We start from the raw sequence: 25,032 nt of genomic DNA, 5'->3' as shown, positions 1-25,032 counted from the left end.
GTCAGGCTCCCAAAACGCTTTGCCCGCAGACGCGCAACGCTTGCCCGGTAAACGCTCCGGTGCCCGGTTGTGCCAGCCAGGCCACGGCTTCGGCGACATCTTGCGGCAGGCCGCCCTGGCCCAATGAACTCATGCGTCGCCCGGCTTCGCGCAGGCCGAAGGGCAGGTGCGCGGTCATCTGGGTTTCGATGAACCCTGGCGCCACGGCATTGATGCTGATGCCGCGCTCACTCAGCAGCGGTGCCCAGGCCTGGGCCAGGCCGATCAATCCAGCCTTGCTCGCCGCGTAATTGGTTTGCCCGCGATTGCCGGCGATGCCGCTGATGGACGCCAGCAGGATCACTCGGCCGTTGTCGCGCAAGGTGCCGCTGTCGAGCAGCGCCTTGGTCAGTACTTGCGGCGCGTTGAGGTTGACCGCCAGCACCGCGTCCCAGAATTCCGGGGTCATGTTGGCCAGGGTTTTGTCCCGGGTGATGCCTGCGTTGTGGACCACGATGTCGATGCCGTCGGGCAGATGTTCGATCAGTTGCGTGGCGGCGTCTTCGGCGCAGATATCCAACGTGATGCCGCGCCCGCCGAGGCGTGCGGCCAAGGCTTCGAGATCGGCTTTGGCTGGTGGCACGTCGAGCAGGATCACCTCGGCGCCGTCGCGGGCCAGGGTTTCGGCGATCGAAGCGCCGATGCCGCGCGCCGCGCCCGTCACCAGAGCCTTGCGCCCTGACAAGGGGCGACTCCAGTCCATTACCTGCGCCTCACACGCCTTCAAGCGAATGACTTGTCCGGAAATGAACGCGCTTTTGGGCGAGAGGAAAAACCGCAATGGGCCTTCCAGTTGATCTTCGGCACCTTCGCCGACATAGATCAGCTGCAACGTGCCGCCGCTGCGCAGTTCCTTGGCCAGCGAACGGCTGAAACCTTCAAGGGCGCGTTGGGCGCTGGCGGCGAACGGGTCGCTCAAGGTCTCTGGCGCCCGGCCAAGAATCACCAGGTGCGCATGGTGATCGAGGTTTTTCATCAGCGGCTGGAAGAACTCGCGCAGCTGTTTCAGCTGATCGACCTGCACCAGGTCACTGGCGTCGTACACCACGGCTTTGAGTTTCTGGCCGTGGCCGGGAATCCACGCGGTGGCCAGGGTCGGATCGGCGCCGTAGCTGTAAATCGTGTCGGTCAGGCGGTTGGCGAGAGTGCTGACTTTTTCCGCCAGCGGGCCACCGCCAATCAACAGCGCCCCCTCGATAGGCCGCAACCGGCCAGCTTGCCAGCGTTCCAGTCGTACCGGCGACGGCAGACCCAGGGCACCGACCACACGATGGCCGATGGACGAATTGGCGAAGTCGATATAGCGGTCAGACATGGATCACGCTCCAGCAGCTGGGGTTAAAAGTGTGGACCAGGAATGGCAATTAGTCGTTCGACCCACGAGATACGGCCTACGCTTGATCATTGCAGGTTAGTTTGAGATTGGGTTTAGCAGGACTTTCAGCAAATGGTTTGGTGTTCATAGTTGATTTAAAGGAGCTTTTTCATGACTCAGCTGCGCCGCGTCGCGATTATCGGTGGTAACCGTATCCCCTTTGCCCGGTCCAACGGGCCGTACGCCACTGCCAGTAACCAGGCGATGTTCACCGCAGCGCTGGAAGGCTTGATCGAGCGCTATAACCTGCACGGTGTGCGCATGGGTGAAGTGGCGGCTGGAGCGCTGCTCAAGTATTTGCGTGATTACGGCCTGACCCGCGAATGCGTGCTCGGCTCGCGGTTGTCGCCGATGACGCCGGCCTATGACATCCAGCAAGCCTGCGGCACGGGGCTGGAGGCGACGTTGCTGGTGGCGAACAAAATCGCCCTGGGTCAGATCGAATGTGGCATTGCCGGCGGCGTCGACACAGCCTCGGACGTGCCGATCGGTGTCAACGAAAGCCTGCGCAAGATCCTCTTGCAAGCCAACCGCGCCCGAAGCACCGCCGACAAACTGAAAACTTTCCTGCAACTGCGTCCCCGCCACTTGATGCCCGACTTTCCAAGCATCGGCGAGCCGCGCACCGGCCGGTCGATGGGCGAACACTGTGAAATGATGGCCCAAACCTGGAGCATCCCGCGTGACGAGCAGGATCAGCTGACCCAGCAAAGCCATCAGAAACTGGCCGCGTCCTACGCCGAAGGCTGGCACAACGATTTGATGACGCCGTTCCTCGGCCTGACCCGGGACAACAACCTGCGCCCGGACCTGACCCTGGAAAAACTCGCCTCACTGAAACCGGCCTTCGAGAAAAGCGCCAAGGGCACCCTGACCGCGGGCAATTCCACGCCACTCACCGATGGCGCGTCGGTGGTGCTGCTGGGCAGTGAAGAATGGGCGAAAGAGCGCGGCTTGCCGATCCTCGCCTATTGGCGTGACGGCGAAGCGGCGGCGGTGGATTTTGTCAACGGTGCCGAGGGCCTGCTGATGGCGCCGGCTTATGCCGTGCCGCGGTTACTGGCGCGCAATGGCCTGACCTTGCAGGACTTCGATTACTACGAAATCCATGAAGCGTTTGCCGCGCAAGTGCTGTGTACGTTGAAGGCCTGGGAAGATCCGGAGTTCTGCAAAACCCGCCTCGGGCTCGACGCACCGTTGGGCTCCATCGACCGCAGCCGGCTCAACGTCAAGGGCAGCTCACTGGCCGCCGGGCATCCGTTTGCCGCCACCGGTGCGCGCATCGTCGCCAACCTGGCGAAGCTGCTGGACGCGGCGGGCAAGGGCCGAGGGTTGATCTCGATCTGCGCCGCCGGCGGTCAGGGCGTGACGGCGATTATCGAGCGCTGATTGCTGATTGCGGATTACTGGGGGTTGAGCACTGCCGCGCGTTGATGCGCGGCCAGTTCCCGGTTGCGGTTGGCGTAACCCTCGGCCATCACCGAGCAGACGATCAGTTGCAACGGGTGATAGATCATGATCGGCAGCAGAATCAGGCCAAGGCCGGGGTTGGCACCGAAGATCAGCGCCGCCATCGGTGCGCCGGCCGCCAGGGATTTCTTGCTGGCGCAGAACACCGCGGCAATCTCATCGGCAGGGCTGAACTTCAGCGCGCGAGCGGTGCGGGTGGTCATCCACAGGATGATTGCCAGCAAAATCGCACTGCCCATCAGTGCAGTCAGAATCACGCTGTTGCCCTGTTGCTGCCACATCCCCGAGACCATCGAGTTGCAGAACGCCGAGTACACCAGCAGCAGGATCACCAGTTTGTCGGCGATGTTGGTGTAGCGTTTGTGCCGAGCGAAAAACTTGCCCAGTAACGGCCGCAGCAATTGCCCGAGCACCAGCGGCAATAGCAGCATGGCGCACAGGTCGAGCAGGGTTGAGCCCAGATCGATGCCGCCAGCGCCGTTGCCGACCACGAAACTCACCAGCAACGGTGTCAGAAAAATCCCCAGCACGCTGGACAGGCTCGCGTTGAGAATTGCTGCCGGTACGTTGCCGCCCGCGCTGCCGGTGAGCGCCACGGACGAGGAAATGGTCGAGGGCAGGGCGCAGAGGTAGAGGAAGCCGAGCATCAGCAGTGAGGGGATGTGCGAACCCAGCAGTTTGTCGCTCAGCAGCCAGATCAACGGAAACACCGCAAAGGTGAAGGCCTGAACCATCACGTGCAGCTTCCGGTTCTTCAGCCCGTGGCGGATCTGCTCGCTGGAGAGGTTGACCCCATGGAGGAAGAACACCAGAAACACGCCGACGTTGATCACGTACTCCGCGTGCATCCCGCCGCCGGTGGCGCCGAAGGTCGGGAAAAAATACGCCAGCAGCGTGGCGATCAGCATGCCGCACAAGAACCAGTCGGTGACCACGCGTTTAAGGTGTTTGAAGGCATGCATGATGGGCACCGAATACGTTTGTAAGAATTGATGACTTAGCCTAACGTCGGCTCCATTAGCCGTCTTGCGACATAAGGCCAATCAATGCCGACTAACGGACAACTTTCCCTCGAACGCACGATCCCGGCGCTAACGACGTTGCCGCGTCCGTTGTATGCGCGGGCGGAAAGTCTGAACGCCGGTTCATGGACGCCGCCGCATCGTCACGATTGGGTGCAGTTTTCCTACGCCATCAGCGGCGTTCTCGGTGTGCATACCGCCGAAGGCAGCTTCTTTGCGCCGCCGCAGTGGGGGATCTGGATTCCGGCGGATCTCGAGCATCAGGTCGTGACGTCGATGCGTGCCGAGATGCGCAGCCTGTACGTGCGCCGCGAGGACTGCCAATGGGCGGACGGGCGTTGCCGGGTGCTGGAAGTCACGCCATTGGCCCGGGAGCTGATCAAACGCTTTTGCCTGCTTCCCGTGGAATATCCACAGGGCGACAGCCAGGAGGCGCGATTGGTGGGCGTGCTGCTGGATCAGTTAGCGAGTCTGCCCGAGGTGGAGTTTTCCCTGCCGCTGCCCCGGCATGAACGTTTGTTGGGCTTGTGCAACGAGCTGATCGACAGCCCTGAGCGCAATGCGACCTTGCAGGAATGGGCCGAGCGTTTGGGCACGTCGGAGAAAACCTTGATGCGCTTGTTCCAGCGTGAAACCGGGTTGAGTTTCCGCGGTTGGCGCCAGCGCATGCGGCTGCTGTCGTCGCTGAGTTTGCTGGAGGAGGGGAACAGCGTGACCAATGCCGCGCTGTCTTGTGGGTATGACTCGACGTCGGCGTTTATTGCGGCGTTCAAGGGGTTGTTCGGGTTTACCCCCGGCGAATTGTTCAAGCAGTAATTGTGGCGAGGGAGCTTGCTCCCGCTGGAGCGCGAAGCGGTCCCAATTCAACCAACGCGGTGCATTAGATAGTCCGCGTTTGCCGGTTTACGACTGCTTCGCAGCCGAGCGGGAGCAAGCTCCCTCGCCACAGGTATCGGTTTCGACCAGTTAGATCAGCAACCTCAGGTCCTGAACCGCCGAACCAACCCATCCAGCTCATTCGACAACCCGGCCAGGCTCTGCGAATCCAGGCGCGCCGAGTTCGCAAGTTCCGCCACCAACTGCGCATCGCCATGAATCTGGCTGATGTGGCGATTGATGTCTTCTGCCACTTGATGCTGTTGCTCCGCCGCCGTGGCGATTTGAGTGTTCATGTCGCGAATCACATCCACCGATTCACGAATTTGCCCGAAGCTGCTGCGCGCTTCGCCGATGCGGGTCACCGATTGCTGCGACACTTCCAGGCTCGCATGCATCTGCTGCGTCACCTGGCTGGTGCGCTTGGCCAGGTTGCCCAGCAGCCCGTCGATTTCCGCCGTGGAATCGGCCGTCCGTTTGGCCAGGGCGCGAACTTCATCCGCAACTACCGCAAAACCACGACCCTGTTCACCGGCCCGGGCCGCTTCGATGGCGGCGTTCAGGGCCAGCAGGTTGGTTTGTTCAGCGATGGAACGAATGGTCCCGAGGATCGACTGAATGTCGTTGCTATCGCGCTCAAGCTGTTGCATCGATTGCGCCGACTGTTCGATTTCCTGGCTCAAGCGATCAACACTGCTCACTGCGGCATCGATCTGCTGCTGACCTTCGCGCGCCTGGCGCTGACCGCTGTCGGCCGACTCGGCGGCCTGGCTGCAGGAGCGCGCGACTTCGTTGGCGGTGGCGACCATTTCGTGGAACGCCGTGGACACCATATCCACTGCTTCACGCTGGCGCCCGGCGGCTTCGGCCATGTCGCTGGACACCTGCGTCGAGCTCTGGGAGGTGGCGAGGATCTTGGTCGCGGCGCCGCCGATGCTTTGAATCAGGTTGCGAATTGCCGCCAGAAACTGGTTGAACCAGTTGGCCAGTTGAGCCGTTTCGTCGCTGCCACGGATTTGCAGGTTCTTGGTCAGGTCGCCTTCACCTTGGGCGATGCCTTCCAGACCACTGGCCACGCTACGGATCGGTCGCACGATCAGGCTGGCGAAACTGGCGCCGACAATGGCGAAGAACACCGCCAGTACCGCCGCGATGATCGCGATCAGCCAAGTCAGTTGAGTGGCCGAGCTCATCACGTCGGTCTGCTTGATCAGGCCGATAAAGGTCCAGCCCAGTTGTTCCGACGGCCAGACGTTGGCCATGTAGCGCTCGCCATTGAGCTCGACTTCTACCAGGCCTTTGCCGGCCTTGGCCAGTTGCGCGTAACCGTCGCCGAGACTGGTCAGGGCTTTGAAGTTGTTTGCTGGTTGCTTCGGATCGACCAGTACTGTGCCGGTGTTTTCCACCAGCATCAGGTAGCCGGTTTCGCCGAGTTTGATCTGTTTGACGATTTCGGTGAGCTGTTTGAGCGTCACATCAATGCTGACCACGCCGCCGTTGGTGCCCAGTTTGTTGTCGATGGTGCGCACGGTGCTGACGTAAGTCGCGTCATCCTGAGCCCAGTAATAGGCCTCGGTGCGAAACGGTTTGCCGGGTTTGGCCTGCGCGGCTTTGTACCACGGGCGCTGGCGCGGATCGTAATTGCTCAGCTTCGCATCGTCCGGCCAGGACACGTAACCGCCCGCCGCCGTACCTAGGATGGCGTAGGCGTAGGCCGGGTGGCTGTTGCCCAGGTCCTGAAGGAGGGCGAAAACCTTTTTGTCCGACTCGCCTTGGGGAATACTCTCGGCGTTGGCGCTCATGTAGGTCTTGAGGCTGTCGTCGGAGTTCTTGATCAGCGGTTGGGTGGCCAGGTAATCGACGTTCTGGCTGATGCCGTCAAAGAACAGCTGCATGGCATTGCTGACCTGACGAATCTCGCGGCCGCTGCCATCGACAAAATTATCCTTGGCATCGCTGCGCAAGTTCAGCACCACGAGGGTGGCGACCAGCACCACGGGCAAGCAGGCGATGATTGCAAACGCCCAGGTCAACTTCTGTTTGATGTTCATCCGCGCTCCAGTTTTTTCTTGTAGGCCCACGCAGTGCAGATGACTCGCGGATTATTGGCAGCCGAAAACGTTAGATACCCCGATCCTTGAGTGCGCCCTCGTTATCATTGTCGGGGCGATTGTCGGACAATTCCTTTTCTCTCTAATGACTTCGGCTGAGGAACGTGGAAATTGAGGCCTGTTGAGAAAAATCCGGCGAAGGGTAGGGATCTACGTGTCAGATTCTGTCGCAAATGCCCTTGTAGCCCTTCGTCAACAAGTGGCGCAGGCTCAGCTATGATCCTGAGCGGTCGATGAGTTGTGTCTGATTAATCCGGCACATTGTGTGCTTCTTGATGTTCATGGGAACGTTCATAGGTCGGCAACCCCTCCCGCGAATGAGTGGATTGCCGTATAACGAATGACTTTCGCGTGTTTGGTAATAAAGGACCCACAATAAAAGCTGATGAAGACTCCAAAACGCATTGAACCCCTGATCGAGGACGGTCTGGTCGACGAGGTGCTGCGCCCACTCATGAGTGGTAAAGAAGCAGCTGTTTATGTGGTGCGCTGCGGCAACGAGCTGCGTTGTGCCAAGGTCTACAAGGAGGCGAATAAACGCAGTTTTCGTCAGGCGGCCGAGTATCAGGAAGGCCGTAAGGTGCGCAACAGCCGGCAGGCTCGAGCGATGGCCAAGGGCTCCAAGTTCGGCAAGAAAGAAACCGAAGACGCCTGGCAGAATGCCGAAGTGGCGGCGTTGTTCCGGTTGGCCGGTGCCGGTGTGCGAGTACCCAAGCCGTATGACTTCCTCGAAGGCGTGCTGCTGATGGAGCTGGTGGCCGACGAGTACGGCGATGCCGCGCCGCGTCTGAACGATGTGGTGCTGGAGCCGGACCAGGCGCGCGAATATCACGCGTTTCTGATTTCGCAGATCGTGCTGATGCTGTGTACCGGCCTGGTGCACGGTGACCTGTCCGAGTTCAACGTACTGCTGACGCCGACCGGCCCGGTCATCATCGACTTGCCTCAAGCGGTGGATGCGGCGGGCAACAACCACGCGTTCAACATGTTGGAGCGGGACGTGGGCAACATGGCGTCTTACTTCGGTCGTTTTGCACCGGAGTTGAAACGCACCAAGTACGCCAAGGAAATGTGGGCGTTGTATGAAGCCGGCACCTTGCACCCGGCCAGTGTGTTGACCGGCGAGTTCGACGAGCCGGAAGAGCTGGCGGACGTCGGCGGGATCATGCGCGAAATCGAGGCGGCCCGTCTCGATGAAGAGCGTAAGCAAGCGATCCGCGCTGCGGACGACGCGCCACCGAGCAAAGCCGAAGAACCGCCTCCACCGTGGATGCAGTGATCGGTTGACCCAAAACCCGGCTTCGGCCGGGTTTTTTGCAGGTGCTTTTTTGGGGGCCGCGTCGTCTGCATCGCGGGCAAGCTCGCTCCCATAGTTTTTGTGTCGCCCCCGGATTCTATGATCGACACCTGACCTGTGGGAGCGTGGCTTGCCCGCGATGGCGTCAGACCAGACAATCCACAACGGCGATACTCACCACACTCAAGGACTGAATGTGAACACCACCCGCAATGCCCAACTGATCATCGCCGCCCGGCTGATTTCGGACTTCGGCGCTTTCCTCAACATGGTCGCGCTGGCCACTTACGTCTATCTGCTCAGCAACAGCGCCATGAGTGTCGGCATCTTCCTCGCCAGCCGTGTAGCCGGGGGGATCTTTGCCAGTTTGATCGGCACCCGGTTCTATCGCCGCTGGGCCGGGCGCCTGCCGCTGATTGCCTTCGACCTGCTGCGCGCCGGTTTGCTGGGCCTGCTGCTAGTGTTGCCGGTCACCCAACAAGCGCTGCTGCTACCGCTGATCGCGTTCGGCCTGGGGTTCGGCAATTCGATGTTCGCCATTGGCCTCAACAGCCAATTACCGCACATGATCGATAAGGCGCAGCTGCTCAAGACCAACGCCTGGATGACCTCGGCATCATCTGCGGCGATGGTCGGCGGGAGTCTGGTGGCGGGGTTGTTGGTGGCGGGGTTTGGCTTTGAAACGGTGTTTGCCCTGAACGTGGCCACTTACCTGCTGGCGGCGTTGTTGATTGTGCCGCTGCGGTTTTCCAGACCTGCACCCAGTGATGAACCCCATCACCAACAAGGCGAATGGTCAGCCCTGTGTCAGGGTTTGCGCACGGCGCCGGTGCTGACGGCGATGCTAGCCGTTGCCATGGCCGACACTTTGGGCAGCGCCGCACACAACGTCGGCTTCCCGATCATTTCAAAACTGCTGACACCCGAGTCGGCCAGCACCACCTTGGGCATGATGCTGGCGGTCTGGGCCAGTGGAAAATTCATCGGTGCGCGAATTGCCAGTCGCCTGAAAGGTACGGACAACGTTCATTTGGAACGGCGATTTTTCTTCGGCGTTTTGCTGATGTCCTGCGGCTTCATCCTGATGTTTCAGCAGCAGACGCTTTACGGCTTGCTGCTGTTTTCGTTGCCCGCAGGCTTGGGCGACGGGTTCTCGGAAGTCGGCCTGATGTCGCGCCTGCAACGTGAACCGGACAACCTGCGCCTGCCGATTTTCAGCTTTTTGACGCTGCTGCAAATGACCGGGTTCGGCATCGGCATGTTGATCGCCGCGCCGTTCTATTCGTGGTGGACGCCCGGCGCGGTGGTGTTGTTGTTCCATGGCATTCCCCTCACCACGTTGCTGGTGGCGAAGGGGTTGGCGCTCAGGAATGGGCGGGTTCGGCGCAGCAGCCCGAGGCCAGCTCCTTGAGGATCGGGCAGTCCGGGCGGTGGTCGCCGTGGCAATGTTCTACCAGGTCTTGCAGGGTGTCGCGCAGTTGGCCGAGTTCGCGAATCTTCTGGTTCAGTTCGTCGATGTGCTGACGGGCCAGCGCCTTCACATCGGCGCTGGCTCGCTGACGGTCCTGCCAGAGGGTCAGGAGTTTACCGACCTCTTCCAGCGAAAACCCCAGATCCCGAGAGCGCTTGATGAACGCCAGGGTGTGCAGATCGTCGTCGCCATAAACTCTATAGCCACTGTCGGTGCGATGGGCCGCCTTGAGCAGGCCGATGGATTCGTAGTAACGAATCATCTTCGCGCTCAGACCGCTCTGGCGGGCCGCTTGGCCAATGTTCATCGGTGATCCTCCAGGTCTTTGGGTTTCCAAGTTTTCAACAGTAATGCATTGCTCACCACGCTGACGCTCGACAGCGCCATGGCGGCGCCGGCCAGCACCGGGTTGAGAAAGCCGAAAGCCGCCAGTGGCAGGCCGATCAGGTTATAGACGAAGGCCCAGAACAGGTTTTGGCGAATCTTCGCGTAGGTCTTGCGGCTGATCTCCAGCGCCGCCGGCACCAGCCGTGGATCGCCGCGCATCAGGGTGATCCCTGCAGCGTGCATGGCGACGTCGGTGCCGCCACCCATGGCGATGCCGATGTCTGCCGCGGCAAGGGCCGGTGCGTCGTTGATGCCGTCGCCGACCATTGCCACCACACCGGTTTTTTTCAGTGCAGCGACGGTGGCGGCTTTGTCCGCCGGCAATACTTCGGCGTGGACATCGCTGATGCCCAGTGCCTCGGCGACCACCTTGGCGCTGCCGCGGTTATCGCCGGTCAGCAGGTGGCTGCTGATGTTCCGTGCGCTCAGCTGTTGCACTGCTTGCAAGGCGCCGGGTTTGAGTGTGTCACCGAAGGCGAACAGGCCGAGCACACGCGGTTCAGGGCTTTGTTCGATCAGCCAGGACAGGGTCCGGCCTTCAGTTTCCCAGGCCGTTGCGGAGTCAGCCAATGGTCCGGCGCTCAGGCCGCTTTCTTCCAGCAGGCGCCGATTGCCCAAAGCCAATCGCCGACCATTGAGATTGCCGGCAATGCCGCGCCCGGTCAGCGATTGACTGTCGCTGACATCCGCCACGGTCAGGCCGCGCTCGGTGCAGGCATCCAGCACAGCCTTGGCCAACGGGTGTTCACTGCCGCGTTGCAGCGCACCAGCCATTTGCAGCAAGGCGGCTTCGTCACCTTCGATGGCACTCAGATGCGCGATGCGCGGCGTGCCCGAAGTCAGCGTGCCGGTCTTGTCGAACACCACGGCGCTGACTTCATGAGCGCGCTCCAAGGCTTCGGCGTCCTTGATCAGAATCCCGTAGCGCGCCGCTACACCTGTGCCGGCCATGATTGCCGTCGGCGTGGCCAGCCCGAGTGCACAAGGGCAGGCGATCACCAACACCGCGACGGCGTTGATCAACGCGGTTTCCAGAGGCGCGCCGTACAGCCACCAACCGACCAGGGTCGCCAGGGCGATCAGCAGAACCACAGGCACGAACACCTGGCTGACTTTATCCACCAGTTTCTGGATCGGCGCTTTCGCCGCCTGCGCGTCTTCGACCAGGCGAATGATCCGCGCCAGCACGGTTTCTGCGCCGAGCGCCAAGGTTTGAACCAGTAACCGACCTTCGCCATTGATGGCGCCGCCGGTGACCTTGTCACCCGGTTGTTTGGGTACCGGCAGGCTCTCGCCGCTGATCAGTGCTTCATCGGCGTGGCTCTGGCCTTCCACAACGATGCCATCCACCGGGAAGCGTTCGCCGGGTTTGACCATGACCAGATCGTTGAGGCGCAAAGCGCTGATCGCTACCTCCTGCTCGCGGCCATCGATCACCTGAATGGCTCGCTCCGGACGCAAGGCTTCCAGGGCTCGGATGGCGCTGGCGGTCTGGCGCTTGGCGCGGCTTTCCAGGTATTTGCCCAGCAATACCAAGGCGATCACCACCGCCGAGGCTTCGAAATACAGGTGCGGCAGGCGACCGGCAGCGGTGGCCCACTCGTAAACGCTCAAGCCGTATCCGGCGCTGGTGCCCAGGGCCACCAGCAAATCCATGTTGCCGGCACCTGCGCGCACGGCTTTCCACGCAGCGACATAGAAGCGCGCGCCGAAGATGAACTGCACCGGGGTCGCCAACGCAAACTGCACCCACGCCGGGAGCATCCAGTGCACACCGAAAGGTTGCAGCACCATCGGCAGCACCAGCGGCAAAGCGAGGGCGATGGCCGCCAGCAAGGCCCAGCGTTCGCGATGGAGGCGTTGCTGTTGAACGTCGGCTTGCGGGTGTTCGACTTCCCAGACGCTGGCGGAGTAACCGGCTTTGGTCACGGCGTCGATCAGGGTTTGCGGATCGACCTGGCCGAGCAGTTCGAGGTGCGCACGTTCGTTGGCCAGGTTAACGCTGACACTCTTCACCCCCGGCACCTTGGTCAGCGCCCGTTCGACGCGGCCGACGCAGGACGCGCAAGTCATGCCGTCGATGCTCAATTCCAGGGTCTGCTGTGGCACGCTGTAACCGGCCTGCTGCACCGCGTCCATCAAGGCAGGCAGGCTATCACTGGGCGCTTGAACCCGAGCCTGTTCGGTGGCCAGGTTGACGCTGACGGCCGTGGCGCCGATGACTTTGCTCAAGGCACGCTCGACACGCCCGGCGCAACTGGCGCAGGTCATGCCGGCAATCGGCAGATCGAAAGTGGTGGATTCGGACATCGGTCACGCTCCCTGTAGAAATTACCTACAGGATCAACCTTGCCATGCTGGCAAGGTCAAGCGCCACTCTTCAAATCGTCGCAGACCCAATGTGGGAGCGGGCTTGCTCGCGAAAGCGGTGTAACAGTCAACGATGATGTTGAATGCTATGGCCCCTTCGCGAGCAAGCCCGCTCCCACATTGGTTTTGCGTCAATACTCGAGGGCGGCAGGCTTGAGGTACATCCCTTCCTGCGTCATTGCAATCCGGAACTTCAACACATCCCCGGCCTTGAGCGTGATGTTCTGCGAACCCGGCGCGAGCATGCCCGGGTTGCAACCCGGCGCCTGTCCCGGCAGCAGCTTGAGGCGCAGGGACACATTGCCCGGCGGCAGGTTGAACGAGGTGCTCTGTTCCTGGAACAGTCGCGCCGATAGCTGATCCTGGATGTACACGCCGATCTCGCAGGAAGTCGAAACCTCCAGGCGCTCGCGGGAAATGATCAGCACGCCGTAGTCCTCCCCGGCGGCTTGAACCGAAGGTGTCGCGGCAAATAGGCTGAGGAAGCCAAACAGGCTGAGAGCTGACCAGCGCATGGCTGAATCTCCTGATGTCGAGTCATAGATGGACGCAGCTTGGCCGAGCACGACGCCGATTGCCAGCCCGGCAGCTTGCTTGAGAACTTGACCTTGCCATGGTGGCAAGCTCGAGACTGCCTGCACCCCTCATTAAAGGGCTTCATTCAAGGAGTTGTCCCATGCAAGTGTTCAATGTTGAAGGCATGTCCTGCGGTCATTGCGTCAAGGCCATCACTCAGGCGCTGCAAGCCAAGGATCCCGCGGCCAGTGTGCGCATTGATCTGGCGGCAAAAGAAGTCGGCGTTGAAAGTGCGCTGACGGCCGATCAGGTGATCGCCGCGATCAGCGAAGAGGGCTATGGCGTCAAATTGGCCTGAGTTTTTTAATAGTTAGCGACCTAACGGAATGTTCAAGGCGTCCACGCAAGGCTAGACTGTCGGCCTGCCGATCCCTGTCTAATCTGGACGCCTGATGAACTTTCGCACAATCCTGATTCTCGGCGCCTTGAGCGCTTTCGGTCCGCTGGCGATCGATTTCTATCTGCCGGCATTCCCGGCGATGGCGCTCGCTTTCGGCACCGACGAAAAACACGTTCAACTGACCCTGGCGGCCTATTTCCTTGGCCTGTCCATTGGTCAACTGGCGTACGGCCCGGTGGCCGATCGCTTTGGGCGACGGATTCCCTTGCTGACAGGTGTCGGCTTGTTCACCGCCGCTTCGTTGGCCTGTGCTTATGCGCCGACCCTGGAATGGCTGATTGGCGCACGTTTCGTCCAGGCGCTGGGCGGGTGCGCGGGCATGGTGATTTCGCGGGCGGTGGTCAGCGATAAATGCGATGCGGTGGGTTCGGCGAAGGTCTTTTCGCAGTTGATGCTGGTGATGGGCCTGGCGCCGATTCTTGCGCCGATGCTGGGCGGGTTGCTGGTCAACACGACGGGCTGGCAATCGATCTTTCTGGTGCTGACCGGTTTCAGTGCGTTGGCAGGGTTGGCAGTCGCCCTGGGGCTGCCGGAAAGTCTGCCGGCCCATGTGCCGCGCCAACCGTTGTCGGGCGCGCTGCGTCAGTACGGTCGGTTACTGGCGGACCCGATCTTCCTCGGCCATGCCCTGACCGGCGGTGTCGCCATCGCCGGGATGTTTGCCTACATCGCCGGTTCACCGTTCGTCTTCATCAAACTCTATGGCGTGCCAGCCGAGCATTTTGGCTGGCTGTTCGGCATTAACGCGGCGGGTTTCATTCTGGTGGCCCAGGTCAATGCCCGGATGCTGGCCAAGCGCGGCCCGGCCTTTTTACTGGCGCGTACTGTCTGGCTCTATCTGGCGGGCGGTTTGGCCCTGTTGGCGGTCAGCGCGTTGCACACCGAGCAGTTGTGGCCGTTGCTGATTCCGCTTTTCCTCTGCATCGCCAGCCTGGGTTGTATTGTGCCCAACGCCTCGGCCTGCGCCATGAACGGGCAGGGCGCGCGGGCGGGCAGTGCCTCGGCGATGCTCGGTTGCCTGCAGTTCAGCGTTGCCGCCGGGGCCGCAGCATTGGTGGGTGTTTTACACGATGGCAGCGCCATGCCCATGGCCATGGTCATCAGCCTGTGCGGGATTCTGGTGGTGAGCGCGGCGACGCTCACCCGACGTTTGCAAAATGCCCGGGCGCTGACGCAAGCCCAGGTCTGAGGACGGACTCAGCCAGCAGCGCGATGCTGACGGTCGGGAATCTGATGGGGCGCGTGCAAGCGCGCTTCAAGCGTTTTAGTGAAGGCCAGGGCTTCGGCCTCACTGCGGAACGTCACAGCGTGTTGATCCAGGCGGACCTGCCAGCGGGATGTTGCCAATTCTTTTATCAGGATCTTCATTGCTGATCTCCTCTCATAAAAGACGTCTCGTAAAAGACATCACTAATTGGTTGTTCGCAGAGTTTTCGATTGTAGACCTGAATACGATCGCAATTGTGACAACGGTCAATTCTCTGACTGACGGCAAAAAATCACCATCCTCTGTAGGCACTGCCCAAGGCTGCGATCTTTTGATCTTGTGTTTTTAAAAGCAAAATCAAAAGATCGCAGCCTTCGGCAGCTCCTACTCTTCAGAACCCTTCAAGCACAATTTTGCCCTTGGACTTGCCGCTCTCCAGCAGAGCATGGGCACGCCGCAGGTTGGCCGCGTTGATGGTCCCGAAGTGCTCGCCGACCGTGGTTTTCAGCGTGCCCGCATCGATCAGCCCGGCGACGCGGTTGAGGAGGTTGTGCTGCTCGATCATGTCTGCGGTTTCGAACAGCGAGCGGGTGTACATGAACTCCCAGTGCAGCGACAGGCTCTTGCGCTTGAGCTTGGTCACGTCCAGCGACTTCGGATCATCGATCAGCGCCAGTTTGCCTTGCGGCGCCAACGCCTCCACCAATTGATCCAGATGTTGATCGGTCTGGGTCAGGCTGGCGACGTGGGTCACCTGCTCGAACCCGGCACGTTTGAGTTCTTCGCTCAGCGGCTGGCTATGATCGATCACCTGATCGGCGCCCAGGTCACGCACCCAGCCCTGGGTTTGTGCACGGGAAGCGGTGCCGATGACCTTCAGTCCGGTGAGCTGGCTGGCCAATTGCGTGAGGATCGAACCCACACCGCCAGCGGCACCGACGATCAGCAGGCTCTGGCCTTCATCGGTTTTGCCTTCGCGTACTTGCAGGCGTTCGAACAGCAATTCCCACGCGGTGATGGCGGTCAGCGGCAGGGCGGCAGCTTCGGCGAAACCGAGGGTCTTCGGCATATGGCCGACGATTCGCTCGTCCACCACATGCAACTCGCTATTGCCGCCGGCACGGGCGATGGAGCCGGCGTAGAACACCTTGTCGCCAACCTTGAACAAGGTCACTTCGCTGCCGACTGCCTTGACCACTCCGGCCACGTCCCAGCCCAGCACCTTTGCCGCGCCACCTTCAGGCTGGACGTTCTGGCGAACCTTGGTGTCCACCGGGTTGACCGAGATGGCTTTGACCTCCACCAACAGGTCGCGCGGGCCGGCGACAGGTTCTGGCAGTTCGATGTCTTGCAGGGATTTTTCGTCGCTGATGGGCAGGGAGTCGTAGTAGGCGATGGCTTTCATGTGGGTTCCTGAGAGGGAATAATTTCGATGGGGCAGATGATTGGTTATTTTCCGGCAAGATAAAACCCGCTAAAAGAGCAGTCTCTTTCAATATTTTTTTGATAATCGAGGCTGACGATGTTGCGTTTCGATGACTTGCAGTTGTTCGTTCGGGCTGCAGACCTGGGCAGCCTGTCGGCGGCGGCGCGGGTGATGGATATGTCGGCGGCGGTGGCCAGTGCGGCGTTGAAGCGCATCGAACAGCAACTCGGCGCCCGCTTGCTCGCCCGTTCTACCCGTAGCCTGCGCCTGACCGCGGAAGGCGAAGGTTTTCTGGAATACGCCCGGGCAGCCTTGAGCAATCTCGATGAGGGCCGCCGCTTGCTGGCCAGCGGGCAGGATCAGGTCAGCGGGGTTTTGCAGTTGTCGGCGCCTTCGGATTTCGGTCGCAACCTGCTGTTGCCATGGCTCGACGAGTTTCAGTGCGAGCATCCGAAGCTCACGGTACGGTTGCTGCTGGGTGACCGCATCGCCGACCTGTTTCGCCAACCGGTGGACATTGCCCTGCGGTATGGCGAGCCGGAAGACTCGAGCCTGGTGGCGTTGCCCATCGCCCCACAGAACCGTCGTGTACTCTGCGCGGCGCCGAGTTACCTGGCCCGGCATGGCGAACCTCGGTATCTGGAGCAATTGGCTCAGCACAACTGCCTGTTGTTCATGCTCGGCAGTCGGGTTCACGATCACTGGAGTTTCCACGATGGCAAACGCGAAGTGAGCCTGACGGTCAGTGGCGATCGCTTCAGTGACGACGCCGATGTTGTGCGTCTGTGGGCCGTCGCGGGGGCGGGGATTGCGTATAAGTCCTGGCTTGATGTCGCCGCCGATGTGCTGGCCGGTCGGCTGAAAGTGCTGATGCCGGAGCTGCTCTGTGAGCGTGCACCGCTGAATTTGCTGTGCGCCCATCGCGCACAATTGAGTAAGCCGGTGAACCTTTTGCGGGAAATGCTTGCCAGCCGATGCGCTCGAATAAGCAGTCAATTTCCGACGATTTCGGGTGTCGATCATTAGTCGCAGGCAAATAGCGAAATTTCTGTCAGGAACTATCACCACCAATGGATTCCCAAGGGCAGGAACCAGCGGTTAACCCGCTTATACTAGCGCCCGCCTCATGTACGCACCGTCGACCTCGCAATGGCGAGTCCAGGTTCGATTCGGTCATACCCGATGGTCATCACCGGACCTTCGTTGCACCCACGAAGCAATGGCTTGGGTGAGTGGGTGGCTTTGCCCGGTCCATGGCGGTTTTCGCGTCTTGGCCGACGACACATTACTGGTCAAGATGTCTCTGAGCAGTAGACGAAACGATTCAACAGGGAGTGAATACATGGAACATGCACCTTGCATCAGCCAGATCGCCACATTGCTGGCTGACCCCAAGCGCAGCGCAATGATGTGGGCCTTGATGGACGGCTCGGCGCGGCAAACCGAAGAGCTGGCGTTGCTGGCCGGCCTGTCGCCGTCTTCGGCCAGTGCGCATTTAGGGCGTTTGTCCGCCGGAGGTCTGTTGAAAGTCGAAACCCGTGGCCGCAAACGGTTTTTCCGGCTTGCCGCGCCCGAAGTCGGCGCCGCGATAGAGGCCCTGGCCAGCGCGACCCTGGCCAGCGCGCCTCGGGACATTCCAGAGGTTTTCAAACGCACCAGCCCTATCGCCAAACCTCAGGCGGCGCCTTCGTCATTGCTGCGGGCCAGGCTCTGCGACGACCATCTGGGCGGCACCCTGGCCGCCGACCTCTACCAGCGCCTGCTGGATGCGGGCTGGATCGAGCAATTCGATCAGCGGGTCATGATCACTCACAAGGGCGCCACACAATTGGCAACGCGCGGTGTGTTCATCCAGGCGCTGGCTCATCGCAACAGCAGAGTCGCCTGCGCTTGCCCGGACTGGAGCGAAAGACGCCCGCACATGGGCGGTTCATTGGGCGCGGCGTTGTTGCAGCTGTTCATGCAATCGGGCTGGTTGAGCCTGCCCAACGATTCGCGAGCGTTGCAGATCACCGCTTTGGGGCAACAGGAAATCCATCGCTTCGCCAAGGAAACCGAACTGGAAATGGCGCTTTAGAGTCATTGAGGTGCGACGTCCGGGATTTGTTTCAGGCGTCGTTCAGAGCTGTGGACAGGTCGCATTTAGCAATAATCCCCAGCCGCTATCGCGCACACTCGATCCGGGGACTTTCAGGATTGGGGGAATGTGGCATGGACACACGAAGCTTCAGCGCGGCAGAACGATTGGAACGGCTGCCCATCAGCGGTTATCACCGCATCATTTTCATCATCATTGCCCTGGCGTTTTTCTTCGACTCCATGGACCTGGCGATGATGACCTTTCTGCTCGGCTCGATCAAAACCGAGTTTGGCCTGAGCACGGCGCAGGCCGGGTTGCTGGCCAGTTCGAGTTTTTTCGGCATGGTTCTGGGCGCATCGCTGTCGGGCATGCTGGCCGACCGCTTCGGGCGCAAACCAGTGTTCCAGTGGAGCATTGTGCTGTGGGGCATCGCCAGTTACCTGTGTTCCACGGCGCAAAACGTTGAAACGCTGACGCTGTTCCGAATCCTGCTGGGGATCGGCATGGGCATGGAGTTTCCGATTGCTCAGTCGATGCTGTCGGAGCTGATTCCGGCAAAGCGACGTGGGCGTTACATCGCGTTGATGGATGGTTTTTGGCCGCTCGGCTTCGTGGCGGCCGGGGTGCTGTCGTACTTCCTGTTGCCGGTGATTGGCTGGCGCGACATCTTTCTGGTGTTAGCGGTGCCGGCGGTGTTCGTCCTGGCGATTCGTTTTTTCATTCCCGAGTCACCGCGCTGGCTGGAGCAAGCCGGACATCATGACGCGGCGGATAAGGTCTTGCTCGGCATCGAAGATCGAGTCCGGGCTTCATTGGGCCGTGCGGATTTGCCTGAACCGATTCGTCTGCCCCGGGTGGCGAGTCAACCGGGCACTTTCTTCTCTGCGCTAGGGGAGATCTGGTCGCCGCAGTATCGCCAGCGCACGATGATGATCTGGAGCGTGTGGTTCTTCGCCTTGCTGGGTTTCTATGGCCTGACGTCCTGGCTCAGTGCGCTGTTGCAACAATCGGGTTTCGCGGTGACTCAATCGGTGTATTACACGGTGCTGATTTCCCTCGGCGGGATTCCCGGTTTCCTCATGGCCGCCTGGCTGGTGGAGCGTTGGGGGCGTAAACCGGTGTGCGTCGTGACATTGCTCGGCGGTGGCGTCATGGCGTTTCTTTATGGCCAGAGTGCAGTGTTCGGCGGCAACGTCAGTCTGTTGATTACCTCGGGGCTGCTGATGCAGTTCTTTCTGTTCGGCATGTGGGCGGTGCTCTACACCTACACCCCTGAGTTGTACCCGACGTCGGCACGCGCCACGGGTTCGGGGTTCGCGTCAGCCATCGGCCGCGTGGGGTCGTTGCTCGGGCCGTTGGTGACCGGGCTAGTGTTCCCGATGACCGGGCAGGGCGGGGTGTTTGCGCTGGGGGCGATGTGTTTTGCGATTGCGGCGGGGGTGGTGTGGATGTTCGGGATGGAGACCCGGGGCAAGACGTTGGAAGAGTTGAGTGAGCCGGTGATCGTCAGGTAATCACCGAACCTGATCTGACCCCAAAATCAGGATGGGTGTCCAACTTTTTGGGTACAGATCAACCTGTGGGAGCGAGCCTGCTCGCGATGGGGCCATGACATTCAGCGTCAATGTTGAATGTCATTCCGCTATCGCGAGCAGGCTCGCTCCCACAGGTTCATTGGGTGAACCTTACGGTTTCACCAACCGCGCATCCAGGCTGTTCTGCGCCAGGCGCTTGGCCTGATCCTGGGTCATGCCCAGATCGGTGTACAGCGCGTGGAAGTTCTCGGTGACATACCCGCCGAAGTAGGCCGGGTCATCGGAGTTCACCGTGACTTTCACACCGCGCTCGAGCATGTCGAGGATGTTGTGCTGGGACATGTGATCGAACACGCAGAGTTTGGTGTTCGACAACGGGCACACGGTCAGCGGGATCTGCTCGTCGATGATCCGCTGCATCAAGCGCTCGTCTTCGATGGCGCGCACGCCATGGTCGATGCGCTGGATTTTCAGCAGGTCGAGGGCTTCCCAGATGTACTCGGGCGGGCCTTCTTCACCGGCGTGGGCCACGGTCAGGAATCCTTCGCTGCGTGCACGATCGAACACCCGCTGGAACTTGCTCGGCGGGTGGCCCATCTCCGAACTGTCCAGGCCCACGGCGACAAACGCATCGCGGAACGGCAGCGCCTGGTCGAGGGTTTTCTGCGCTTCGTCTTCGCTCAAGTGACGCAGGAAACTGAGGATCAAACCGCTGGTGATGCCCAGTTGCTGCTCGCCATCCTTCAGTGCGGCGGCGATGCCGTTGAGCACTACTTCGAACGGGATGCCACGGTCGGTGTGGGTTTGCGGGTCAAAGAACGGTTCGGTGTGAATCACGTTCTGCGCCTTGCAGCGCAACAGGTAGGCCCAGGTCAGGTCGTAGAAATCCTGAGACGTGCGCAACACATCGGCGCCCTGGTAATACAGGTCGAGAAACTCTTGCAGGTTATTGAAGGCGTAAGCCTTGCGCAGCGTTTCAACGTCGCTCCACGGCAGGGCGATCTTGTTGCGTTCGGCCAGGGCGAACAGCAGCTCAGGCTCCAGCGAACCTTCCAGGTGCAAGTGCAATTCTGCCTTGGGCAGAGCGTTCAGCCAGTCGTACATTTTTGAAATCTCATCAGGTGCAATGAGGGCATTCTACAGATGCCCGCAGAAACAATGAGCAAAACCTGACCAGCCGGTTCATTACACGGCTTCCTGTTGCCGTCGATAGGCGTAGGTGTCGGCGAAGCGCGACAGCAGGAACTCGGCGCAGGTGGTGGCAGGATATTTCGCCGGATGCCGTTCATCCTGGCAGCCGGGCAGGCATTCGATAGGTGTATCGGGGTGCGGTTCGGCAAAGAACGGCATCGAGTAACGATCCACTCCCAACGGGCTGATTACCCGGTGCGGCGTCGACAGGTAACGGTCGTTGCTCCAGCGCGCCATCATGTCGCCGAGGTTGACCACGAACGTGCCTTCAATCGGCGGCGCATCGATCCATTCGCCCTGCACATTGCGCACTTGCAGTCCGCCAGCGGCATCCTGATAAAGCAGGGTGATGCAGCCGTAATCGGTGTGAGCGCCGGCACCTTGCTGATCTTCGGTGCTGGCAGTGTGGCGCGGCGGGTAATGAATCATCCGCAGCACGCTGACCGGTTCTTTGAAACGGCTATCGAAGAAATCGCGCTCGATGCCCAATGCCAGAGTCATGGCCCGCAACAGGGTTTGAGCGAGCGCCTGCATGTCGACGTAGTGTTGCTCCATCAGCGATTCCCAACCGGGCAACGACGGATGACGGTTAGGCCCGCGCAAAGGTTTTCCTGCAATCACCTCGGGATGATCGGCCGGCAGGTGCAGGCCCATGTCGAAGGTTTCTTTCAGGTCGCTGGGTTTACTCGGGTCGAGTTGCTCGGTGGCGATGGCGCCATAGCCGCGGTGGTGGCGGGTTTGGGTGATGTCGATCTTGAGTTTTTCGGCGGCGGGTAGGGCGAAGAAACGTTGGGCATGCTCGAGCACGGCGGCGATACGCGACGGGGCGATCGGGTGGCCCTTGATATAGAAAAAGCCCCATTCGCGGCAGGCATGGTCGATTTGTGTGGCGATGGATTGCCAGGCGTTTTGATCAGCGTTGTAGAGCGGGCTGATGTCGATGATCGGGAGTTGGTTCATGCGCAGTCCTTGAAAACGCTGAAAATCCAATGTGGGAGCGAGCCTGTGGCGAGGGGGCTTGCCTCCGTTGGGCTGCGAAGCAGCCCCAAAATCTCTGATGTACCAAAGATCTTGTGAGTGCTACGCACTCAAACGGGGGCAAGCCCCCTCGCCACAGACCTGCTCCCACAGGGTTTTGTGTTCGCGCCGGAATTACTTCGGTATCTCGGCCTTCATGCCTTCGACGTAGTAGTTCATCGACGCCAGCTGCGCATTGGTTGCCGTCGCGCCCGCCGGGATTTTCTCCACGCCGGCCTGATCCTTGATCGGCCCGGTGAACGGATGCAGGGCACCGCTCTTGATGTCGGCAATGATCTGCTCGGCTTCGGTTTTTACCGCAGGCGGCACCAGGTCGCTGATCGGCAGCTCAACCGTGCCTTCCTTCAGACCGCCCCAGTAATCCTGGGATTTCCACGTGTGATCGAGCACGCTTTGAGTCGCCTGAATGTAATGCGGCCCCCAGTCGTTGACGATAGACGTCAGCACCGCTTTCGGCCCGAAGTGCGCCATGTCCGATGCATAACCGACGGCATACACGCCACGCCGTTCGGCCGCCTGGATCGGTGCCGGGCTGTCGGTGTGCTGGAACACTACGTCCACGCCCTGGTCGATCAGCGCATTGGCGGCGTCGGCTTCCTTGCCCGGGTCGAACCAGGAATTGACCCACACCACTTTGATCTCGGTGCCCGGGTTGTACTTGTTCAGGGCCAGTTGAATGGCGTTGATGTCGCGGATCACTTCCGGGATCGGGAACGAGGCGACGTAGCCGACTTTCTTGGTCTTGGTCATCTTCGCCGCGAGAAAACCGCCGACGTAGCGGCCTTCATAAGTACGTGCCAGGTAAGTGCCGAGGTTCTTGTCCTGCTTGTAGCCGGTGGCATGTTCGAAGGTCACCTTGGGAAATTGCTTGGCGACTTTCAGGGTCGGGTTCATGTAGCCGAAAGACGTGGTGAAAATCAGGTCGTACTTGTCCTTGGCCATGTTGCGGATCACCCGCTCGGCATCGGCGCCCTCGGCGACGTTCTCCACGTAGTTGGTGGTGATCTGCTCGCCGAACTTTTCTGTCAGCGCCTTGCGTCCCTGTTCATGCTGATACGTCCAGCCGTGGTCACCGATCGGGCCGATATAGACGAAGCCGACTTTCAGCGGGTCGGCAGCACTGGCGGTCAGGCTGGCGCTCAGACCGATGGCTGCGGCGACAGCACAAAGTAGCTGCTTCAACGGACGTTTATGCATGAACGGGAACTCCATTTTGTTGTGAGATGGAGGAGGGCAATGCAAATTGCTGACCAACAGGACAACAAATGGATCGAAATCGCGTAACGGCCATCGCGGGCAAGCCCGCTCCCACTTGACCTGCGCAAATCCTGTAGGAGCAAGCTTGCCCGCGAAGAGGCCCTGACGACCACCACAGAACCATCCCGGTGCGCCGTCTCGAGTCCACGCCATCCACTGGTGCGGGCGCCTCACACAAAACTGTGGGAGCGAGCCTGCTCGCGATAGCGGACTAACATTCAACATCAATGTTGAATGACATGGCCTCATCGCGAGCAGGCTCGCTCCCACAATAGGTCTACGTCGACTTAGACTCCGGCGATCAACTGCCGAGCGGCCTGGCTGTGATCGGCAATCAACCCTTTCAGGTCCAGCCCCTCAACCTGACCGTCGATCACCCGCCACTTTCCGCCGACCATCACCCGGTCCGCCCGATCCGCGCCGCACAGCAGCAGCGCCGACACCGGATCATGGCTGCCGGAGAAGCGCAGTTCATCCAGTTTGAACAGCGCCAGATCCGCCTGCTTGCCCACCGCCAGTTCACCGATATCGGTGCGCCCGAGCAAACTTGCCGAACCCTTGGTCGCCCAGCCCAGTACCAACTCCGGTGTGATTTTTTCTGCGCCATAGCGCAGCCGCTGGATGTACAGCGCCTGACGGGTTTCGAGGATCATGTTCGACGCATCGTTGGACGCTGAACCGTCAACGCCCAGCCCCAGCAGCGCACCCGCAGCGGTCAGGTCCAGCGTCGGGCAAATGCCGGAGGCCAGGCGCATGTTCGAGCTCGGGCAATGGCAAATGCCGGTGCCGGCCGCGCCGAGACGGGTGATTTCGTCGGGGTTGAAATGAATGCCATGGGCCAGCCAGGTACGCGGCCCGAGCCAGCCGACGCTGTCCAGGTAATCAACGGTACGCAGGCCGAAACGTTGCAGGCAGAAGTCTTCTTCGTCGAGGGTTTCCGCCAGGTGCGTGTGCAGGCGCACGTCGAGGGTGTTCGCCAGTTCGGCGCTGGCGGACATGATTTCCGGGGTCACCGAGAACGGTGAACACGGTGCCAGGGCGATTTGAATCTGCGCCCCATCACCGCGCTCGTGGTATGCGGCAATCAAGCGTTGGCTGTCATCGAGGATCACTTCACCTTCCTGGACGGTCTGCTGCGGTGGCAGGCCGCCGTCTTTTTCACCGAGGCTCATCGAACCGCGAGTGAGCATGGCGCGCATGCCCAGTTCGCGGACGCTCTCGACCTGCACGTCGATCGCATTTTCCAGGCCTTCAGGAAACAGGTAATGGTGATCGGCCGCGGTGGTGCAACCGGACAGCAGCAACTCGGCCAATGCGACTTTGGTGGCGAGGGCGAGTTTTTCAGGGGTGAGACGAGCCCAGACCGGATAGAGGGTTTTCAGCCACGGGAACAACGGCTGATTAACCACCGGAGCCCAGGCACGGGTCAGGGTTTGATAGAAGTGGTGATGGGTGTTGATCAGCCCCGGCAGGATCACGTGTTCGCGCGCATCGAAAACGTGGTCACAGGGCGCGGAGGGTTGTTGACCGGCGGCGAGCACTTCGACGATCAAGCCGCCTTGCACAACCAGACCGCCACGGGCATCGAGCGCGTTGGCCGTGAAAATGGCGAGGGGATTTTTTAACCAGGTACGGGTCGCAGGCATGTTGGCCGGCTCCTCTGAAAGTTGGGTTCAGGGTTGCCAGCTCAGTGTTGCCCTGTCTGCTGATCCAGGGTCGCCGCGGGGGCGAGGTGCGGAGTTTCGAACAAAAAAGCTTCGTGGGCAAGCCTCGCCCGACAAGACAACGCGAAACCCCTGTGGGAGCGAGCTGTGGCGAGGGGGCTTGCCCCCGTTGGGCTGCGAAGCAGTCCCCAAATCTCTGATGTACCAAAAATTTTGTGAGTGCTACGCACTCAAACGGGG

At 60.7% G+C, this 25,032-nt stretch carries 21 protein-coding genes and 1 pseudogene; 9 read left to right on the top strand and 13 right to left on the bottom strand.

What is annotated here, in order from left to right:
* Window position 1: 1 nt before the first annotated feature.
* A complete protein-coding gene (locus tag ACQKPC_RS24865; protein ID WP_427627004.1) occupies window positions 2-1,354 on the bottom strand; it encodes a 3-oxoacyl-ACP reductase in 1,353 nt (450 codons plus the stop codon).
* A 171-nt stretch (window positions 1,355-1,525) separates the two neighbouring features.
* Here ACQKPC_RS24865 and ACQKPC_RS24860 point away from each other — a divergent pair, with 171 nt between their 5' ends.
* Window positions 1,526-2,803, top strand: a complete 1,278-nt coding sequence (locus ACQKPC_RS24860) for an acetyl-CoA C-acetyltransferase (protein WP_008069695.1) — start codon at window positions 1,526-1,528, stop codon at window positions 2,801-2,803.
* Window positions 2,804-2,817: 14 nt separating this feature from the next.
* On the opposite strand, the gene ACQKPC_RS24855 is transcribed toward ACQKPC_RS24860, so the two are convergent.
* Window positions 2,818-3,846: a bile acid:sodium symporter family protein gene (locus ACQKPC_RS24855; RefSeq protein WP_427627002.1), complete on the bottom strand. Its 1,029-nt coding sequence runs from the start codon at window positions 3,844-3,846 to the stop codon at window positions 2,818-2,820.
* Window positions 3,847-3,930: 84 nt separating this feature from the next.
* Here ACQKPC_RS24855 and ACQKPC_RS24850 point away from each other — a divergent pair, with 84 nt between their 5' ends.
* Window positions 3,931-4,722, top strand: a complete 792-nt coding sequence (locus ACQKPC_RS24850) for an AraC family transcriptional regulator (protein WP_427627000.1) — start codon at window positions 3,931-3,933, stop codon at window positions 4,720-4,722.
* A 164-nt stretch (window positions 4,723-4,886) separates the two neighbouring features.
* Here ACQKPC_RS24850 and ACQKPC_RS24845 read toward each other — a convergent pair whose 3' ends face one another.
* Window positions 4,887-5,615 carry a methyl-accepting chemotaxis protein gene (locus ACQKPC_RS24845; protein ID WP_371917492.1) on the bottom strand — a complete coding sequence of 243 codons (729 nt, stop codon included), beginning with the start codon at window positions 5,613-5,615 and terminating at the stop codon, window positions 4,887-4,889.
* Between the two features lie 129 nt (window positions 5,616-5,744).
* Window positions 5,745-6,833: pseudogene (locus tag ACQKPC_RS24840) on the bottom strand (cache domain-containing protein); the annotation flags it as partial.
* 445 nt (window positions 6,834-7,278) lie between these two features.
* Here ACQKPC_RS24840 and ACQKPC_RS24835 point away from each other — a divergent pair.
* Window positions 7,279-8,172, top strand: a complete 894-nt coding sequence (locus ACQKPC_RS24835) for a PA4780 family RIO1-like protein kinase (RefSeq protein WP_007907116.1) — start codon at window positions 7,279-7,281, stop codon at window positions 8,170-8,172.
* A gap of 214 nt (window positions 8,173-8,386) precedes the next feature.
* Complete coding sequence (locus ACQKPC_RS24830) at window positions 8,387-9,601, top strand: MFS transporter (protein WP_427626997.1); 1,215 nt, start codon at window positions 8,387-8,389, stop codon at window positions 9,599-9,601.
* Here ACQKPC_RS24830 and cueR read toward each other — a convergent pair.
* The 3 genes from cueR to ACQKPC_RS24815 all read right to left on the bottom strand — a co-directional run bounded on the left by cueR (window position 9,555) and on the right by ACQKPC_RS24815 (window position 12,933).
* Entirely contained in the window at window positions 9,555-9,968 is a 414-nt protein-coding gene (cueR, locus tag ACQKPC_RS24825; protein WP_007907120.1) for a Cu(I)-responsive transcriptional regulator, read from the bottom strand. The genes ACQKPC_RS24830 and cueR overlap by 47 nt on opposite strands.
* A complete protein-coding gene (locus ACQKPC_RS24820) occupies window positions 9,965-12,358 on the bottom strand; it encodes a heavy metal translocating P-type ATPase (protein WP_427626995.1) in 2,394 nt (797 codons plus the stop codon). Before ACQKPC_RS24820 ends, cueR begins: the two co-directional genes overlap by 4 nt.
* A gap of 191 nt (window positions 12,359-12,549) precedes the next feature.
* Window positions 12,550-12,933 carry a hypothetical protein gene (locus ACQKPC_RS24815; RefSeq protein ID WP_048396201.1) on the bottom strand — a complete coding sequence of 128 codons (384 nt, stop codon included), beginning with the start codon at window positions 12,931-12,933 and terminating at the stop codon, window positions 12,550-12,552.
* A gap of 161 nt (window positions 12,934-13,094) precedes the next feature.
* On the opposite strand from ACQKPC_RS24815, the gene ACQKPC_RS24810 reads away from it, so the two are divergent.
* Window positions 13,095-13,292, top strand: a complete 198-nt coding sequence (locus tag ACQKPC_RS24810) for a heavy-metal-associated domain-containing protein (protein ID WP_008069687.1) — start codon at window positions 13,095-13,097, stop codon at window positions 13,290-13,292.
* A gap of 94 nt (window positions 13,293-13,386) precedes the next feature.
* Window positions 13,387-14,583 carry a multidrug effflux MFS transporter gene (locus ACQKPC_RS24805; RefSeq protein ID WP_427626992.1) on the top strand — a complete coding sequence of 399 codons (1,197 nt, stop codon included), beginning with the start codon at window positions 13,387-13,389 and terminating at the stop codon, window positions 14,581-14,583.
* A gap of 8 nt (window positions 14,584-14,591) precedes the next feature.
* On the opposite strand, the gene ACQKPC_RS24800 is transcribed toward ACQKPC_RS24805, so the two are convergent.
* Together ACQKPC_RS24800 and ACQKPC_RS24795 are read right to left on the bottom strand one after the other, a co-directional pair.
* On the bottom strand, window positions 14,592-14,762 hold the full coding sequence (locus tag ACQKPC_RS24800; protein WP_427626990.1) for a hypothetical protein: 171 nt from the start codon (window positions 14,760-14,762) through the stop codon (window positions 14,592-14,594).
* Between the two features lie 230 nt (window positions 14,763-14,992).
* Entirely contained in the window at window positions 14,993-16,006 is a 1,014-nt protein-coding gene (locus ACQKPC_RS24795; RefSeq protein ID WP_427626988.1) for a zinc-binding alcohol dehydrogenase family protein, read from the bottom strand.
* 117 nt (window positions 16,007-16,123) lie between these two features.
* Here ACQKPC_RS24795 and ACQKPC_RS24790 point away from each other — a divergent pair, with 117 nt between their 5' ends.
* The 3 genes from ACQKPC_RS24790 (at window position 16,124) to ACQKPC_RS24780 (ending at window position 19,621) form a co-directional block, all read left to right on the top strand.
* Window positions 16,124-17,053, top strand: coding sequence for a LysR family transcriptional regulator (locus ACQKPC_RS24790; RefSeq protein ID WP_427626986.1), 930 nt, complete (start codon window positions 16,124-16,126; stop codon window positions 17,051-17,053).
* A gap of 316 nt (window positions 17,054-17,369) precedes the next feature.
* Window positions 17,370-18,104: an ArsR/SmtB family transcription factor gene (locus tag ACQKPC_RS24785; RefSeq protein WP_008069673.1), complete on the top strand. Its 735-nt coding sequence runs from the start codon at window positions 17,370-17,372 to the stop codon at window positions 18,102-18,104.
* 134 nt (window positions 18,105-18,238) lie between these two features.
* Window positions 18,239-19,621, top strand: a complete 1,383-nt coding sequence (locus ACQKPC_RS24780; protein ID WP_427626984.1) for an MFS transporter — start codon at window positions 18,239-18,241, stop codon at window positions 19,619-19,621.
* Window positions 19,622-19,792: 171 nt separating this feature from the next.
* Here ACQKPC_RS24780 and ACQKPC_RS24775 read toward each other — a convergent pair whose 3' ends face one another.
* From ACQKPC_RS24775 to ACQKPC_RS24760, 4 genes are all read right to left on the bottom strand, one after another.
* Complete coding sequence (locus ACQKPC_RS24775) at window positions 19,793-20,746, bottom strand: adenosine deaminase (RefSeq protein WP_007907140.1); 954 nt, start codon at window positions 20,744-20,746, stop codon at window positions 19,793-19,795.
* Window positions 20,747-20,827: 81 nt separating this feature from the next.
* A complete protein-coding gene (locus ACQKPC_RS24770; RefSeq protein WP_427626981.1) occupies window positions 20,828-21,793 on the bottom strand; it encodes a 2-oxoglutarate and iron-dependent oxygenase domain-containing protein in 966 nt (321 codons plus the stop codon).
* 192 nt (window positions 21,794-21,985) lie between these two features.
* On the bottom strand, window positions 21,986-23,068 hold the full coding sequence (locus ACQKPC_RS24765; RefSeq protein WP_427626979.1) for a BMP family ABC transporter substrate-binding protein: 1,083 nt from the start codon (window positions 23,066-23,068) through the stop codon (window positions 21,986-21,988).
* Between the two features lie 347 nt (window positions 23,069-23,415).
* Window positions 23,416-24,774 (bottom strand): 8-oxoguanine deaminase, encoded by a 1,359-nt coding sequence (locus ACQKPC_RS24760; protein WP_427626977.1) that lies wholly within the window; start codon window positions 24,772-24,774, stop codon window positions 23,416-23,418.
* Window positions 24,775-25,032 lie beyond the last annotated feature (258 nt).

Source organism: Pseudomonas sp. NPDC089918 (assembly GCF_050280605.1).
GTDB lineage: Bacteria > Pseudomonadota > Gammaproteobacteria > Pseudomonadales > Pseudomonadaceae > Aquipseudomonas.
This window is presented reverse-complemented; position numbering and strand designations above follow the sequence as displayed.

What these genes read in the sequence shown, in the direction of transcription:
- ACQKPC_RS24865 (WP_427627004.1), bottom strand. Translation starts at nt 1,354, where the DNA reads ATGTCTGACCGCTATATCGACTTCGCCAATTCGTCCATCGGCCATCGT.
- ACQKPC_RS24860 (WP_008069695.1), top strand. Translation starts at nt 1,526, where the DNA reads ATGACTCAGCTGCGCCGCGTCGCGATTATCGGTGGTAACCGTATCCCC.
- ACQKPC_RS24855 (WP_427627002.1), bottom strand. Translation starts at nt 3,846, where the DNA reads ATGCATGCCTTCAAACACCTTAAACGCGTGGTCACCGACTGGTTCTTG.
- ACQKPC_RS24850 (WP_427627000.1), top strand. Translation starts at nt 3,931, where the DNA reads ATGCCGACTAACGGACAACTTTCCCTCGAACGCACGATCCCGGCGCTA.
- ACQKPC_RS24845 (WP_371917492.1), bottom strand. Translation starts at nt 5,615, where the DNA reads ATGGTGTCCACGGCGTTCCACGAAATGGTCGCCACCGCCAACGAAGTC.
- ACQKPC_RS24835 (WP_007907116.1), top strand. Translation starts at nt 7,279, where the DNA reads ATGAAGACTCCAAAACGCATTGAACCCCTGATCGAGGACGGTCTGGTC.
- cueR (WP_007907120.1), bottom strand. Translation starts at nt 9,968, where the DNA reads ATGAACATTGGCCAAGCGGCCCGCCAGAGCGGTCTGAGCGCGAAGATG.
- ACQKPC_RS24820 (WP_427626995.1), bottom strand. Translation starts at nt 12,358, where the DNA reads ATGTCCGAATCCACCACTTTCGATCTGCCGATTGCCGGCATGACCTGC.
- ACQKPC_RS24815 (WP_048396201.1), bottom strand. Translation starts at nt 12,933, where the DNA reads ATGCGCTGGTCAGCTCTCAGCCTGTTTGGCTTCCTCAGCCTATTTGCC.
- ACQKPC_RS24810 (WP_008069687.1), top strand. Translation starts at nt 13,095, where the DNA reads ATGCAAGTGTTCAATGTTGAAGGCATGTCCTGCGGTCATTGCGTCAAG.
- ACQKPC_RS24805 (WP_427626992.1), top strand. Translation starts at nt 13,387, where the DNA reads ATGAACTTTCGCACAATCCTGATTCTCGGCGCCTTGAGCGCTTTCGGT.
- ACQKPC_RS24800 (WP_427626990.1), bottom strand. Translation starts at nt 14,762, where the DNA reads ATGAAGATCCTGATAAAAGAATTGGCAACATCCCGCTGGCAGGTCCGC.
- ACQKPC_RS24795 (WP_427626988.1), bottom strand. Translation starts at nt 16,006, where the DNA reads ATGAAAGCCATCGCCTACTACGACTCCCTGCCCATCAGCGACGAAAAA.
- ACQKPC_RS24790 (WP_427626986.1), top strand. Translation starts at nt 16,124, where the DNA reads ATGTTGCGTTTCGATGACTTGCAGTTGTTCGTTCGGGCTGCAGACCTG.
- ACQKPC_RS24785 (WP_008069673.1), top strand. Translation starts at nt 17,370, where the DNA reads ATGGAACATGCACCTTGCATCAGCCAGATCGCCACATTGCTGGCTGAC.
- ACQKPC_RS24780 (WP_427626984.1), top strand. Translation starts at nt 18,239, where the DNA reads ATGGACACACGAAGCTTCAGCGCGGCAGAACGATTGGAACGGCTGCCC.
- ACQKPC_RS24775 (WP_007907140.1), bottom strand. Translation starts at nt 20,746, where the DNA reads ATGTACGACTGGCTGAACGCTCTGCCCAAGGCAGAATTGCACTTGCAC.
- ACQKPC_RS24770 (WP_427626981.1), bottom strand. Translation starts at nt 21,793, where the DNA reads ATGAACCAACTCCCGATCATCGACATCAGCCCGCTCTACAACGCTGAT.
- ACQKPC_RS24765 (WP_427626979.1), bottom strand. Translation starts at nt 23,068, where the DNA reads ATGCATAAACGTCCGTTGAAGCAGCTACTTTGTGCTGTCGCCGCAGCC.
- ACQKPC_RS24760 (WP_427626977.1), bottom strand. Translation starts at nt 24,774, where the DNA reads ATGCCTGCGACCCGTACCTGGTTAAAAAATCCCCTCGCCATTTTCACG.